The organism is Bacillus sp. 2175, assembly GCF_057812155.1.
In genome coordinates, this window is the sequence record NZ_CM173819.1 from 869,983 (window position 1) to 885,234 (window position 15,252).

14 protein-coding genes and 2 pseudogenes are annotated in these 15,252 nt (G+C 34.9%); 11 read left to right on the forward strand and 5 right to left on the reverse strand.

What is annotated here, in order from left to right; all coding sequences use genetic code 11:
- Positions 1–245: 245 nt before the first annotated feature.
- Positions 246–791, reverse strand: coding sequence for a TetR/AcrR family transcriptional regulator (locus ACXKY9_RS04705; protein WP_000410998.1), 546 nt, complete (start codon positions 789–791; stop codon positions 246–248).
- A 168-nt stretch (positions 792–959) separates the two neighbouring features.
- Between ACXKY9_RS04705 and ACXKY9_RS04710 the strand changes: the two genes are divergently transcribed.
- From ACXKY9_RS04710 to ACXKY9_RS04720, 3 genes are all read left to right on the forward strand, one after another.
- Positions 960–1,877: an alpha/beta hydrolase gene (locus ACXKY9_RS04710; RefSeq protein WP_000301565.1), complete on the forward strand. Its 918-nt coding sequence runs from the start codon at positions 960–962 to the stop codon at positions 1,875–1,877.
- A gap of 146 nt (positions 1,878–2,023) precedes the next feature.
- A complete protein-coding gene (locus ACXKY9_RS04715; RefSeq protein WP_000793767.1) occupies positions 2,024–3,130 on the forward strand; it encodes a metallophosphoesterase in 1,107 nt (368 codons plus the stop codon).
- 134 nt (positions 3,131–3,264) lie between these two features.
- Entirely contained in the window at positions 3,265–4,242 is a 978-nt protein-coding gene (locus ACXKY9_RS04720) for an HD domain-containing protein (RefSeq protein WP_000584686.1), read from the forward strand.
- Between the two features lie 43 nt (positions 4,243–4,285).
- Here ACXKY9_RS04720 and ACXKY9_RS04725 read toward each other — a convergent pair whose 3' ends face one another.
- Both ACXKY9_RS04725 and ACXKY9_RS04730 read right to left on the reverse strand, forming a co-directional pair.
- Entirely contained in the window at positions 4,286–5,410 is a 1,125-nt protein-coding gene (locus tag ACXKY9_RS04725; RefSeq protein ID WP_000501652.1) for an anti-sigma factor, read from the reverse strand.
- A 5-nt stretch (positions 5,411–5,415) separates the two neighbouring features.
- Positions 5,416–5,901: an RNA polymerase sigma factor gene (locus ACXKY9_RS04730; protein WP_000823982.1), complete on the reverse strand. Its 486-nt coding sequence runs from the start codon at positions 5,899–5,901 to the stop codon at positions 5,416–5,418.
- Positions 5,902–6,038: 137 nt separating this feature from the next.
- On the opposite strand from ACXKY9_RS04730, the gene ACXKY9_RS04735 reads away from it, so the two are divergent.
- Together ACXKY9_RS04735 and ACXKY9_RS04740 are read left to right on the forward strand one after the other, a co-directional pair.
- On the forward strand, positions 6,039–6,941 hold the full coding sequence (locus tag ACXKY9_RS04735) for an AraC family transcriptional regulator (protein ID WP_000446853.1): 903 nt from the start codon (positions 6,039–6,041) through the stop codon (positions 6,939–6,941).
- A gap of 60 nt (positions 6,942–7,001) precedes the next feature.
- Complete coding sequence (locus tag ACXKY9_RS04740; protein WP_000473643.1) at positions 7,002–7,367, forward strand: VOC family protein; 366 nt, start codon at positions 7,002–7,004, stop codon at positions 7,365–7,367.
- A 309-nt stretch (positions 7,368–7,676) separates the two neighbouring features.
- Here the strand turns inward: ACXKY9_RS04740 and ACXKY9_RS04745 are convergent.
- Positions 7,677–9,420 (reverse strand): annotated as a pseudogene (locus ACXKY9_RS04745) (sensor histidine kinase).
- A gap of 9 nt (positions 9,421–9,429) precedes the next feature.
- Complete coding sequence (locus ACXKY9_RS04750; RefSeq protein ID WP_000283864.1) at positions 9,430–10,134, reverse strand: response regulator transcription factor; 705 nt, start codon at positions 10,132–10,134, stop codon at positions 9,430–9,432.
- A 140-nt stretch (positions 10,135–10,274) separates the two neighbouring features.
- Between ACXKY9_RS04750 and ACXKY9_RS04755 the strand changes: the two genes are divergently transcribed.
- The 6 genes and pseudogenes from ACXKY9_RS04755 (at position 10,275) to ACXKY9_RS04780 (ending at position 15,173) form a co-directional block, all read left to right on the forward strand.
- On the forward strand, positions 10,275–11,123 hold the full coding sequence (locus tag ACXKY9_RS04755; protein ID WP_001067989.1) for a CPBP family intramembrane glutamic endopeptidase: 849 nt from the start codon (positions 10,275–10,277) through the stop codon (positions 11,121–11,123).
- A gap of 1 nt (position 11,124) precedes the next feature.
- Complete coding sequence (locus tag ACXKY9_RS04760) at positions 11,125–11,481, forward strand: hypothetical protein (RefSeq protein WP_000754343.1); 357 nt, start codon at positions 11,125–11,127, stop codon at positions 11,479–11,481.
- A 31-nt stretch (positions 11,482–11,512) separates the two neighbouring features.
- A complete protein-coding gene (locus ACXKY9_RS04765) occupies positions 11,513–11,812 on the forward strand; it encodes a DUF2101 family protein (protein ID WP_001006050.1) in 300 nt (99 codons plus the stop codon).
- Positions 11,813–12,040: 228 nt separating this feature from the next.
- Entirely contained in the window at positions 12,041–13,309 is a 1,269-nt protein-coding gene (locus ACXKY9_RS04770; protein WP_000755729.1) for a M48 family metallopeptidase, read from the forward strand.
- Between the two features lie 136 nt (positions 13,310–13,445).
- Positions 13,446–14,225, forward strand: a pseudogene (locus ACXKY9_RS04775) (MCP four helix bundle domain-containing protein); the annotation flags it as partial.
- Positions 14,226–14,381: 156 nt separating this feature from the next.
- The gene (locus ACXKY9_RS04780) at positions 14,382–15,173 is read left to right on the forward strand and encodes a methyl-accepting chemotaxis protein (protein ID WP_404978265.1); all 792 of its coding nucleotides are present in this window, start codon (positions 14,382–14,384) and stop codon (positions 15,171–15,173) included.
- Positions 15,174–15,252 lie beyond the last annotated feature (79 nt).

Genomic DNA, 15,252 nt, shown 5'->3' on the forward strand with positions numbered 1-15,252 from the left:
ATATATGTCGTATTACATTTATATCGTAACATGAAAATAAAACGGAATGGATGGTTATGCATAATTGCATAGATGAGTTTTGAAGGATAACGATAATAGCATTTTATCAATCCTTATTAAGGAAATTGATGCGGTTTTATTTTATCCCGCTATTTGCTGGGCAGTAAGACCCCCACCTCAAAATGCAGCGAAAGCAAAGAAGTTAGGTAGGGGATGAATAAATCCCCACTGATTAAAGTTTCATTTTATATATTCCTCCTAATCAATTCTCCAACTTGCGTCGCAACAAACGCAACATCACTATCAATTTCATCCAACACGTAAGACTCTAAAATGCCCATTACAGCTGTTCCTAAAAATTTTAAGACGATATGTTTATCGATGTTTTTATTTACTGATGTGTCTGTATTTAATTTTTTCTCTATTTCACCCATGATGAAAGTTAGTAATTTTTTTTGAAATGATAAGGTGCTGTTACTTCTAAATAGTGCCGCAAAAAATGGTTTGTGTTCTTTGAAGTATTCAAACCATATGATTGTTCCTTCTATAAATTCTTTGTTTTGCTTCTCGTAGCATATTTCTTTTAATTGGTCTAAATGATCGTCCACAATTTTATCTAATAAATTGTACTTATCTAGATAGTGTAAGTAAAACGTTTTTCTTCCGATGTTTGCTTTTTCGGTAATGTTTTTAACTGTAATTTCATCAAATCCATCTGTAATTAACATTTCTATAAATGCCGATTGAATGGCGTTTTGTGATTTTATAATTCTTCTATCGATTTTCTCCATATCGTGTTCCTCCGTTATTGATACACATATTTCGTTACGTGTGTATTATCACCCAAATGCGTAAATGTGGTCATTGAAACAAGTGGTTGCTCGCTTTATTATAAATATACACGTGAGTATTAACTCTCACAAGTGTAAATTAAAAATGAAGTAAGGGTGGTTTTATATATGGCAGTTACGAAAAGAAATGTCCGTTTTTATGCAAGAGGATTACAAGTTGCAGGTATTTTAAATATTCCTGTAGGTGCTGAGGGAAAGAAACAAAATGCAGCGATTGTTTGTGTGCATCCAGGTAGTAGCTGTAAAGATCAAACGGCAGGATTATATGCAGAGAAGTTAGCAGAACAAGGCTATGTAACGCTTGCGTTTGATGCATCGTATCAAGGTGAAAGTGAAGGTGCACCGAGATATATGGAAGAACCAGCTGCGCGCGTTGAAGATATTCGCTCAGCGGTAGATTATTTGACTACTCTTTCTTATATAGATGAAGAACGTATCGGTGTGTTAGGCGTTTGTGCGGGCGGTGGTTATGCGGTAAATGCCGCAATGACAGAGCGCCGCATTAAAGCAGTTGGCACAGTTGTTGGTGCAAATATTGGCCGATTAAATCGTGAAGCTGATCCAATTGGGGTGTTAGAGGCGATTGGTAAACAACGTACTGCTGAAGCACGCGGAGCAGAGGAACTGATTACAAATTGGATTCCTAAAAATCAGGAAGAGTTAGTAGCAGCGGGTATGACCGATATAGATATTGTAGAAGCAGTTGAGTATTACACAACGCCACGAGGGCAAAGTGTTAACTCTCCAAATAAGCTAAACTTTACGAGCATGGGATCGGTAATTGGTTTTGATGCGTTCCATTTAGCAGATACGTTATTAACGCAGCCGCTGCAAATTATTGTCGGCAGTAAGCAAGGTGCATTTGGTTCTTATAAAGATGGTCATGAGCTTTATGAGAAAGCAGCTTCAGAGAAAAAAGATTTACTTGTTGTGGAAGGTGCGAGTCATTACGATTTATACGACCAACCAGAACCAGTAAAAATTGCAGTTGAAAAATTAACAAGTTTTTATAAAGAGCATTTGTAAAAACAATGTTGATATAAATGGTGCCTATAGTTGTTAGATACAAGTCTAACAACTATAGGTTTTTACTATGATGAGCGAAGTGCTTAATATTTACGTTATAAGTGCATAACAAGTTATAATAAAAGAAATCAATAAGGAGGCTGGCTGTGAAGAATCTTCGTTATCTCAATATATTTACCATGTTAATTATATACACACTACTTATGTTTTACATTGGCTGGAACGGATGGGTTTGGCTTCATGCGGTATTTGGCTGGGAATCTTGGGGATATTATGCTTTCATAGTTGCATTTATTTCATATGCGTACATTCTCGTGCAAGTGTTTAAGTTTTTGCCATTTCTGCGAACGATAGGTTCGATTTGGTTTGCAGTTATACAATATGCGCTTATGTTGTTGCCATTAGCTAATATTATGGTCTTTCTTTTACAGTTTTCAGTAGAGAAAGAAGCGGCAATTATTTGGACAGGGGCGGCTGTGATAGCTGCATTTATCTTTATCTTTGCGTATGGAGTATTTAATGCGTATAGTCCGGTAGTAAGAAAGTACGAGGTGCACATACCGAAAAAGGTAGAGGGGCGTAAAAGTTTACGCATTGCGATGGCTTCTGATATGCATTTCGGTAAACTGTCTGGCGTTTCGCATTTAAAAAGACTTGTTCGTCATGTAAATGAGATGGAACCTGATATTATTTTACTGCCAGGTGATATTATCGATGATCATCCAGGTGTGTTCATTCAAAAGAATATGGGACCAATCATGAAACAAATGAAAGCACCATTAGGCGTATATGGTGTTTTAGGGAACCATGAATACTACGGTAGAGCGGTTCCAGAGTTTTTACAAGAGATGGATAAGATTGATATTCGTATTCTTTTAGATGAAGTAATTACAATTGAAGATGACTTTTATCTCGTTGGAAGAAGAGATAAAACAGAGCGAGATCGTCAAAGCTTTGAACAATTAATGAGTACGGTAGATAAATCGATGCCTGTTATCGCAATGGATCACCAGCCATTTGAGTTGAAACAAGCAGCAGCGGCAGGTGTAGATTTATTATTATCCGGTCATACGCACCGCGGACAAATGGCGCCCAATCATATTGTAACGAGAAGAATGTACGAGCTAGACTGGGGATACGCACAAAAAGGCGCGTTCCACGCAATTGTTTCTTCTGGATTTGGGTTTTGGGGACCACCGCTTAGACTTGGTAGTAGGTCGGAGATTGTGCAGGTAGAAGTTACATTTGAATAGGGGTTATGAAATAGAGAGCTGATGGCTCTCTATTTTTTTTAATAAAAACAAATAACAATAAATATTTATGTTGGTGCTAATTTCATAAAAGAGATAAGATTATAAGACTCGATCAAAATAAAGGGGGATTGTAAGTGATCATATTAGATGTACTATACGGAGAATTTGAAGTGGATCAAGTAGTAGAAGAATTAATTTCAAGTAAATCTATGCAAAGACTAAAGGGAATTCATCAAGCAGGCGCAAGTTACTTAATGAACGAGAAATGGAATGTAACGCGCTTTGATCATTCAGTTGGTGTTATGTTGTTAGTGAAAAAACTAGGTGGTTCAGTAGAAGAACAGATCGCTAGTTTACTGCATGACGTATCGCATACTGCTTTTTCCCACGTGATTGATTACGTTTTTCATAATGAAGATGAAAGTTATCATGAAGAGATATTTAGTTCTGTTGTGAAAAACTCAGAAATTCCAGCGATTCTTGCGAAGTATGGTTATAACTATGAAGATATTTTGTTAGATGATTCGAAATGGACGTTACTCGAAAGGTCAGCACCAGAATTATGCGCAGACAGAGTGGATTATACATTACGAGATATGTATACATATGGGTATGTTTCTTTAGAAGAAGTTCACAGTTTTTTAGAAGATGTCATCGCTGTAGATGGGAAAATGGTTGTTCAAAGTGTCGAAATGGCAGAATGGTTTACAGAAACGTATTACAAGGAAGTAATCGATTTCTTTATGGAACCAATGAATATTTACGGAAATGATATGTTAGCGAAAACGTTAAAGGTAGCTCTTCATAAAAGGATTATTCATGCAGATGATTTTCTTCTTGAAGATGAGGAGCTTATTTCGAAATTGCAGCAATGTAATGACCCCGAAGTAGAAGCTTTATTAAGCAAAGTTCATCGAAATGTAAAGGTAAAAGAAGATAGAAACGATTATGATTTACATCAGAAAAATAAAGTGCGTCTTATTGATCCGCCGTTACTTCGTGAAGGGAAAATCGTTCAGTCGTCTGTTGTGTCAGAAAACATAAGACAGATGAGTGATATTGCTTATGAAAAAGCGGTGAGAGGGATGTATGTGAAAGTGATTTCGAATTAAAAAAGAAGTAGTGCATCGTTTTTAGAGCGCTACTTCTTTTTTATTAATAATCAAACCAATTCCAAATCTCAATATCTCCAAGAGTCGCATAACGTACGTGCGGGGAGTTTTGTAATTTTAATAACTCTTTCGATGGGCCAGTAATAACAATTCCGTATACTTTTACACCGTTATCCTTTACATATTGATAACGTTTATCTAAGTTTAGTTCTTTCTCAGAAAGCGCTGCTATTTTGCTTACTGTTTTTTTATGGATAGAAAGGACGCGCATCATTTCGGTTACTTTGTCTTCTTGCGTTTTCTGCCCGTCAGTTTCATTATCGAGGAATCTTACATATTCTGGAAATCCTATAGCTTCTCCGCCATGTAGGATATAGTCATCTACATTTTTTCTTTCTTGTCCTGTATCTAAAGCGTACCATACAGGAGTTGGAGGGAGTTTTTGTGCCTCGAATATGCTATATAAAAGCGGTTCTAATTCTTTTAAAGTGTAAGCTTTATCAAAAGAAATTGCTACTTCTGCAACGGTTCCATCATGTACTTTTGCAAGTGTATCCCATACTTTTTTTGATGAATCCTTTAAATAATCACCCTGCTCTGTTTTGGGATGAACAAAGAAGAGTTTTGGTTGATAGAACGGATTCATCCAAGTTTGCTTCGTGATATCTACAGATGATAAGAAGCTTTTTGTTTCTATTGTACCGAGGGGCATTTCTTTTTTACCGATGGTTCTTACTAAATCAAATTGGCTATTCGTACGGAAAAAAGCTTCTACACTTGTTCCGCCTCCCATAACGCGGCTATTTGGAATAGTTGCTTCAAGTGCCAGAGAAGGAACCTCTCTAATTTCTTTTAGCCTTTTATCATTATTAGCTTGAAAATAAAAGGCTGATAATACCCCGCCGATTATATAGATAACGATGCAAATTGATAATATAAAACCAAACGTTTGTAAACGATGTTTCCACTTAATTCTCCAAAAAGGAATTTTAAGATCTTTTGGAGGTAACTTTTTCTTAATTGGTTCTGTTTTTGTTAACAGCTCATCTAAGTAAGCTTCACAAGCTTCACATGACTCAATATGACTTTCTAACAGTTCTTGTTCATCATGCGTGAGCGTTCCATTTTCATACTTCTTCCATAGTTTTTTAAATTCTGCACAGCCCATCTGTATCACTCCTTTATGGTTTTTATTTCTTTTCGTCCCCTGTGTAATTCAATTTTCACTTTCGCTAATGAGAGACCAGTCATTTCTGCTATTTCCTTATAGGAGAATCCATAGTAATCTCGTAGTAGCAGGGCATTTCGTCTTTCGAGCGGAAGAGAAGATAAACTGTCTAACCAACTAGCAATCTCATGTTTTACGAAATATTCATGTTCTGTACTTGGAACGTTTGGTAAATGGAATTCTGCAACTTCTGTTGTTTTATATTTCTTTTCTTTACGATACCAATCGATAAAGGCATTGTAGGCAATTGTAAATAACCACGGCCTAATTTCTTCTCCTTTATAATAGTCAATATGGACGAGCATTCGGTAAAAGGTTTCTTGCATGAGATCTTCTGCATAGTGGGAATCTCCGGTTAGGGAGAGAAGATAGCGAAATAAATCTTGCATATGCTCGGAGTAAATGTCTTCTAATGATTGTTTGCGTTTCACTACATTTCCCTCCCTTCATACATAACAACGAAATACATATAAAAAAGTTACAATTTTTTATGGAATTATAGTAAAAAACGTCAAGAATTGGATAGGATTCTCTTTTATCATAATACATATAAGGCGGGTGAACAGAGATGGAAAGCTATGAAACACAAATTCAAAGGTCAATTGATTATATTGAGGAAGATGTAATGGAAAAACAAACGCTGCGTAATTTAGCGCGGGTTGCAGGTTTTTCTGAGTCGCATTTTCATCGTGTATTTCAGGCGTTAGTAGGTGATACAGTAATGGAGTATGTTCGAAAGAGGAGGTTAGCCCGGGCAGCTTATCAACTTTCTCATACGGATGAAAAAGTTATTGATATCGCATTTGAGCATGGCTTTCAATCTCACGAAACGTTCACGAGAGCCTTTAAAAAATTATTTCAAATGACACCGAGTGAATATCGAAAACAAGAAATCGAAACACCGATGTATTACAGAGTGAATGTAAAGCAAAGAAAATTAAATCCGTATTTAGGAGGCATACAAATGGAATATCGTATTGTAAATAAACCAGAATTTTTAATGGCAGGTTATGAACTGAAGACGACAAGTAAAGAGGGGAAGAACCATCAAGACATCCCAGCATTTTGGCAAGAATATTTACAAAAAGATCTTGGAACAACGATTCCGAATCGTAAAGATACGAGCCAATGGGTAGAGCTTGGATTATGTACTGATTTTAATTTAGAAACAGGGGACTTCACTTATATTATTGGAATGGAAGTTACAGACTTTGAAAATGTACCAAATGAAATTGCAAAGCGTACTTTCCCTGCAGCAACATATGCAGTATTTACAACGCCGAAAGTTCCTCATAAAGAAATGGTATCGTCTATTCACCAAACTTGGAATGCAGTATTCTCAGAATGGTTTCCGCATTCAGGGTATGAACATTGCGGAGTTACAGAGTTTGAACTGTACGATGAGCGTTGCCACGAAGATAAGAGTGAGTTTGCACAAGTAGAGCTTTGGATACCGGTGAAGAAAAAATAATAAGGTAAGAGCGAATCATTGGGAGATGGTTCGCTTTTTCATAAAAGGAGAAATGGGAAAATGTTCAAAAAACTAGAATGTGTATCTATACATACGAAAGATATAGAAAGATCAGTTTCTTTCTATAAAGAAATGGGAATGAAGCAAAACTGGATGATAGAAAGAGAACTAGAAGAAGGAGCTATTTGGACGTTAATAGGATTGAAATTTCCAGATGAGAAAAGTTCGGAGTTAGTAATAAGCAATCATCCGGATATTAATTTTACGGAAGTCGAAGTATTAGTAGAAGATGTACAACAAACGTATGAGAGTTTAAAAGATAATAAAGATGTAAAGTGGATTCGCGAACCATTTCCAACAGAATCAGGACATGTTGCAGTAATGGAAGCACCTGATGAGAATGTGTTTGTGTTAGTAGGGAAATAGCTGAAATATGGAGTGACCTTTCATAGTGAGTTATGAAGGGTTATTTTTACTTTGTATAGTAGGGAAGTAGGTTAGTATTGTCGGTTTTTGTCGGTAAGTCGATATATCTAGAAAATCGCCGATATAATTCGAGTTGCGCTGATATATTCAAAAAATCGCTGATATAATTCGAGTTGCGCCGATATATTCAAAAAATCGCCGATATAATTTCATATACCGCTAAAACACCTCAAAAAAAACGATCTGCATAATTTCAATTACCGCAAAACTCTCCCAGAAAAGAAAAAAAGACGCCACATAGCATCTTTCTTACGAACGAAACGGAAATACAAGGATAATCGTCGTTCCTTTTCCGAGTGCACTATCAACGGAAATTGTTCCGTTATGAGCATGAACGAGCTGTTTTGTAATGGCTAGGCCAAGTCCAGTTCCGATGTTGCTTTCTTCTGTGTTTGTTCCGCGGTAATATCGTTCAAATAGAAGTTCTTTCGTTTTTTCATCCATTCCTTTTCCGTCATCTGAAATGGAGAGTGTAAAGGAATTAGCGTTTTGTGATAGTTTTACGATGACATTAGTCGTTTCATTATTATGTTTTACCGCGTTTACGAGTAAGTTTTCGATAATACGCTGAAACCATTTTTCTTCAATGAAATATTGAATTTTATTTGAGCTCGGTACGAATTCAATATTTTGATTTTGTAGTGTTGGATTGTTAATAAACTGCAATAATACTTTTTGAACGAACTGATTGATTTCAATGTTTACGTGTTGGGCAGGAAGGCTGTTATTTTTTAATTGATACGTTAAGCTTAAATCATCAATTAATGTCGTCATATATTGAGATTTCTCTTTCATAACACTACCAAATTGCTGAATATCACGATCAGTCCAGTTATATTGATCCGATTCGAGTAATAATGCGTAGCCATATAATAGAGCTAAGTGGTGTTTTTAAGTCGTGTGTTAGACCGGTAATCCATTCTTCTCGTGTTTGCTGGAGGACTTGCCTCATCGCATCATTTTTTTTGAGTGTAATAGAAAGGTGTTCTAGTGAACTTGTTACATCTCTAAACAAACGGAATGACCATTTTTCTTTACCAGATCGCCGGAACCTGACAGGTTTTCCTTTTTTACTAATAGGTTCTTCATACTTTCCGCCAGCGATATTTTTAAGCCAGCGCATCGCATGTAATAACGGTTTCCCGAATTTATTACCGTACCAAATAGAAAGAATGACTAAATAAACAAATACGATAAGAAGGATTAATCCGCATCCGATGAGAAACTTCTTAGTAAATACATCTTCAATTTCGTCATCTGGATAGTAGTGATCATTTTTCGCAGTCACAACGAGAAGGTTGCCACTATTTGCATCGTAAAAGCTAGACGTATTTTCTTTATGATTCCACGGCTCTTTTTCATTAAGGGCGATTTGTATTGCTGAAAATGTTTTTTTCTTTCCAGTTGGATAGGAAAAAACCTCTTCGCCATTTTGATTAAATATTTGAAGTGCTGCTTTTTCTTTAGACAGTAACTGTTTTTCTTGATCTGTTAATGTGAACGAATCCATCGTTAAAGAGGAGTGATCCTTTTGAATTGCTGTCAGTAACGCATTGCTTTTTAACATACCACCATAAATAACAAGTGCTTTCTTTTCTTCTAATTCAATTTCCCAATATGTAAATTTATAATTGCTTTCGATATGATGCTGTATATATGCGACTAAAGATGTCTTCGTATAAGCATCCGGAACATCATTTGGTGTATTAAAGTGGTAGAGGATTTTTCCGTTTTCATCTACAACTTGGAGCCAATCATTTTTCTCCTTTATTAAATCTTGCACTTCAGATTGTAACGAAATATGCCCATCTTCTGAAGAGATGTATCTTGAAATTGTAAAACTATCAGAATCCGGAATGTTAGGTTCGTATAAAGTACTAGTAAGAAGAAAAATTAAATAAGTAAAAGCAGCAACTACAGCGATAAGTAATGTAACTAAAACAAAAACGTGTTGCATGATAAATTGAATAATAAGTCGTTTATTAAAATTCATATCGTCACCCTACTTTGTAACGAACTTATAACCAAGCCCGCGAACGGTTTTTATATATTCTGGTTTACTTGGATCGTGTTCAATTTTTTCACGTAGTTTTCGAATGTGGACCATAACAGTGTTGTCATCGCCATTATAGGCAGGTGCTCCCCAAACTTTTTCATATATTTCCTCTTTCGAAAATACGTAGTTCGGATTCTCGCAAAAGAAGAGTAGTAGTTGAAAGAGTTGAGCAGAACATTCGACAATGTGCCCATCTACTGTTAGTTCTGCAGAGTGCTGATCAATTTCAAATCTTCCAAATGAAATTGAGTGTGGTTTTTGTTCGTGTGGTACGGTTTGTTTCATATGTCTCCGAAGCTGTGCTTTCATACGTGCTACTACTTCTAATGGATTAAATGGTTTCGTAATATAATCATCTGCACCGTATGAAAATCCGGATATTTTATCTAAATCAGATGCTTTTGCTGATAGGAAGAAAATTGGACAATCTGTTTGTTGGCGAATGATTGGACAAATATCAAAACCAGATTGTCCAGGAAGCATTACATCTAAAATAATTAAATCGTAATTGTTTTGCTTAGTTAGAGATAAAGCTATTTCAGCTGATGTTGCAGTTGTAATATGAGAAAAGCCTTCTTTTTCAAGAATGGTAGTTAGTAATTGTAAAATTGCTGTTTCATCATCAACGAGTAAAATATTTGCTTGGTACATAAATATCCCTCCTAATTTTCTCGAATATCATATCATCATTTTGTAACTTATGGAATTTTTAAGGAAATTTTAAGGTTTTCTTTCGCAAAAAATTAAGAATCAAATGATATGATAAAAGTAACATAGGGGAGGAGATGAGTGTGAACCCGTTTCAAGTGATGCGAGCTAGATATTTTTTAATTGTATTTGCACTATTAATTTTAATAGCGAGAAGTAGTGGCGATTTGCTAACAAGTATATTTCATATACAAAATTCTTCTTTTATAAATATCCTTATATTCTATATCCTTCCGATGGTATGGATTTCTTATGAGTATAGAAAGCACCACATTTCATTTTCATTATTTGTTAATAAAAATGAAACATTTAACTTGGTACAAGTTTTATACATTACGGTTATGTTATGCATGTTTAGTTACGGGTATCTTATTTTGTATATGTATAGTTTTGCATGGATTACACCGGACTTTATTATGAACGCCCTGCATGAACCAATTGTAGATAGTACTGGGGGATATGTATCTCAAGTCATTAGGGTCGTATTCATCGCACCAATTATCGGGGAAATTGTTTTTCGCGGATTTTTACTTCAACGTTTTGCAACAAAATGGGGAACGAGCATAGCGACCATCGTTGTAGCAATATTGTTTGCGTTGTTACATGTTGATTTCCTCGGTGCAGCCATATTCAGCATCGTATTGTCAATCGTATATATTCGTACGAAAAGTTTACTCATGCCAATTGCAATACATATGTTAAACAATGCATTTGTAATAGGTGCGTCTTTTCTAATAAGTAGAGAAAAAATTATTAGTTTTGCCGATTTCTCAAATTATACGACATTCTTTCCTGGACTTATTATTTTTATAACAGGATTAAACTTAGTACTTATCTTTTTATTTGTTAATCGCAAATATTGGAGTAAAGAAGTGCCGGTTATATATGCAGAGCAGGAAAAGAGCTTTTCAGATGTAGTCGGGAGTAAATAAGATGAAGAAGACGGTTGAAAAAATATTAAAAGACATTATAGATTCTACGTCTATTACAGATATGTGTGATAGAAGTGTTTGTCATTGGCTTCAACCTGTAGTAGATACGATTGTGTTTCCAGAGTATTACGTATTTTCTAGTACTCATTTAAAAGAAAATATTATTTCTCTTCTTATTGTGTTCGGGGTTTTACTAACATTTGGTCTAATTGTAGAAGAAATGATGAAGCGCATCTTCAAAAAGAATGAAGAGAAGTATATGTGGATTCATAAAGTATTCGAGAAAGTAATGGTGGCTTTCCTTTTGTTTTATGGTATAAAAACAATCATTTACTTTATAGCTTTGAAACATCATTAATTCGAAATTTGAAAGGGATGTATAAAATTATATGAATGAAACGATATCATCAAATAAGTTTTTTTATTTGATTTTACTTAGTCTAGTGTTAATAACGACAGTGAATGTTATTTTGCGCTGGGAGGAAGCTTATTTTTTCATGTATTTAGCGCTCCATTTGCTAGGGATTTTATGTATAAGTGGTGGAGTGGTTACTGAAAAAAAGAATGAAGAAAGCGTTAACTATATGTGTGTGATCGGTCTGGTTTTACTTTTAGCTGTACAGGGTATTATGAAATATAGTTCTTTCTCTTTACAAGATTTTAGTTTATTAATAGATGTACTTCCTTAAAGAGGCTTTTTATTTTATCTAAAAAGCAAGTAGGGTACGTGTTGGTTTGTAAGTGTACGGATTGTGAACCGAAGAAAGTGTTTAAAGATAGGTAAAACTCTTCTTATGTAGAAGAGTTTTTTTATGTAAATAAAAAGATCCAGAGCAATTCACATAATAAGCTTGTTCTAATTTAGCGTGTACGAACTTACAATAATAATAGACAGGCAGCATAGAGGAGGGAATAGCGTGAAGAAGGTTATCGGTTGGTCGCTTTTTTTGTACGTTGGATTTGCGTTACTTATATATTGGTATTTATTTGGATGGAATCATGAACTTATTCCGGACATGTATAAGGGAACGAGTGCAGATCCAGAAACGTTTATGAGTACGAGAGAGCTTACGCTAAGCCAAGATTATTCGCGCGTGAAAAATTTACTATACTTTTTAGCGACGCCTCTTGAATGGATTATTTTATTATTTGTACTTGTGCTAGGTATTTCAAGAAAGTTTGAGAAATGGTCGAAGGAAACGACTAAAATAAGTGTTTTGCAAGTTGCGATTTATTTCTTTTATTTATCATTATTGACAACAGTGCTTGCCTTACCGATGCAATGGATTGGCCGGAAAGTGTCCGTTGATTACGGCATTTCAACACAAAGTACACAAAGCTGGATAAAAGATCATGTTATCGGTTTTTGGGAAAGTTATGCGACTATGTTAATCGTAGTTACCGTTCTATTATGGCTTATCCGTAAATTTCCGAAGAGATGGTGGCTCGCAGGATGGGCGCTCTCTGTTCCATTTACAATCTTTTTAACATTCATACAGCCTGTCGTTATTGATCCACTGTATAACGACTTCTCGACGCTGAAAAATAAAGAATTAGAAACGAAAATTTTAGCGATAGCAGACAAAGCGGACATTCCTGCTAAACACGTATATGAAGTAAATATGTCAGAAAAAACGAATGCATTAAATGCTTACGTAACAGGAATTGGCCCTAACGCCCGTATTGTAATGTGGGATACAACACTTAAGCAGTTAAAAGATAAAGAGATTTTATTTATAATGGCCCATGAAATGGGGCATTATGTTATGAAACATATATATTTTGGCGTTGCAAGTTATGTATTGCTATCGTTTATAGGTATGTTTTTAATTAGTCGTATTATAAATATGTGTATTCGCAAATGGGGAGATACATTGCAAATTTCAAAAGTAGCATGTTTCTCCATTTTACCTTTATTTTTCTTAATTTCTTCTGTCCTCTCTTTTGCAGCACAACCAGCAACAAACTACGTTTCACGTATAGAAGAAAGAGCGGCAGATCAATATGCTTTAAATATGACGAAGGATGGGAAATCTGGTGTGAAAACTTTTCAATATTTATCAAAAACAAGTTTAAGCCAAGTAAATCCGCCTGCGTTAGTAAAATTTTTCTTATACACGCACCCACCAATTTTTGAAAGAATTCATACGTTTGAACAATATGAGAAACAAAGCAAAAAGGAGTAGCATGATAGCTACTTCTTTTTTTATAGAGATATAAGTTTCATATTGGGAATATTTATCATTGCTTTTTATTACGATTTTGTAAATAATAAGCTATAAAATTCTAAAAATCTATATATAAAGGAATAAAGGTGGAAAAATGTATTTTTTACAAAATTTAAAAGTGAAATATAAATTATTAGCGCTTATTTCATTAGCAGTTTTAGGTATGGTAATTATGAGCAGTGTAGCAATTAATTCTATTAATAAGATTAAGCACGATACAGAGGTTGTAGTAGATGATTATCAATATTCTGCAATTTTATTAGAAGGAATGCTTCGTACACAAAATTCATTAGAATATAACTTACTAGAATTAATTACGGCATCACAAAATGAAGTGGCAAATAAAGAGGGGATAATTGATAATATTGAAAAGGATCTTAAAAAATATGATTCTTTATTAAAAGAATATGATGATGGTTTTAATTTAAGTAAGCAAGAGGATGAACTATTTCAGAAGATGAAGAAATCTTTGCCAAGTTATAAAGATACATATAAAAAATTATTTGAAAAGGCGAAGGCAACAAATGAGCCACAAATGGTAAATGAATTTCAGAAGGAATTAAAACCGAAGGGAATAGAGTTAGCTGGTTATGCAGTGGATCTAGAATCGTATGTTTCAAATTTAGCTGACCAAGTATTTAAAGATTCTCAAAAAATGATTGATCGTTCCGTTATTACCTTTATCATTCTTGTAGTAGTTACTACAATCGTTATATGTATAGTAAGTTATATTATTAGCAAGCTCATAGTTGCTCCTTTACAAACGGTTAGTCGTATGATGGAAAGAGCGAAAGAAGGAGATTTAACCGTACATGGTGAGTATACTGCTAAGGATGAATTAGGTATATTAGTAAGTAATTTTAACGAGATGATTGCAGGGCTAAGAACAAATATGCAAGAAGTAGAGAATAATATTCAGCTTTTATTCCAACATGCAGACGGAGTAGTATCTGCATCAGAAGTATCTAGTAGTGCAGCGAAGAAAATCACTATGGATATTGAAGAAGTTGCAAATGGTGCAGAGAGTCAAATGCAAGCAATGGAACAAACTGCGGGTGCGATGGAAGAGTTGACGCAAGGAATGCAGAGTATAGTCAATACATCATCCTCTGTAAATGAATTATCTGCTCAATCAGCATTAGATGCAGAGAGTGGTAACAAATTAATGAAACAAATGATTCAACAGATGGATACAATCCAAAATTCGGTACATAGCGGTGTGAAACAAGTAGAGACTATGAAAGAACAATCAGAAGAAATTGTTAAAATCATTGATGTTATGCAAGGTATTACCTCCCAGATTAACTTATTAGCATTAAACGCCGCAATTGAGGCTGCACGTGCTGGTGAAAGTGGTAGAGGATTTGCAATTGTGGCAGATGAAGTGCGGAAATTAGCAGAACAATCTAGTGATTCTGCAAAACAAATTGAGAATCTTATTACTCAAGTTATGGGAACAACGAACCATACGGTACATATGATGGGGAAAGTAGATAATGAGGTACAGGCAGGTACACAAGTAGTAATGCATACAGAAAAAGTATTTGGAACAATTACAGAAAAAGTACAGCAAGTATCTGAGCAAATTCAAACGGTATCTATGTCTACAGATGAAATTGCAGCGAGTAGTGAGGAAATCTCGGCTTCTGCAGAAGACATGGCTCAAATTTCCCAAAGATCATCTGACCGAACTGATAGGGTAAAAGAGTCTATTCAACAGCAAGAAAAATCTGTTCAAGAGATTTCGGTTTCAATTGAACATATGCATAACGCAGCAGGAAAATTAAAACAAATAGTTGCCCAATTTACTCTTCAAAAGTAGTAGCATATTTGAGTGTTAATAAATATAAAAAAATCATCCTCTTTTAAGAAAAAAGGATGATTTTTTTATCCCGTTATTT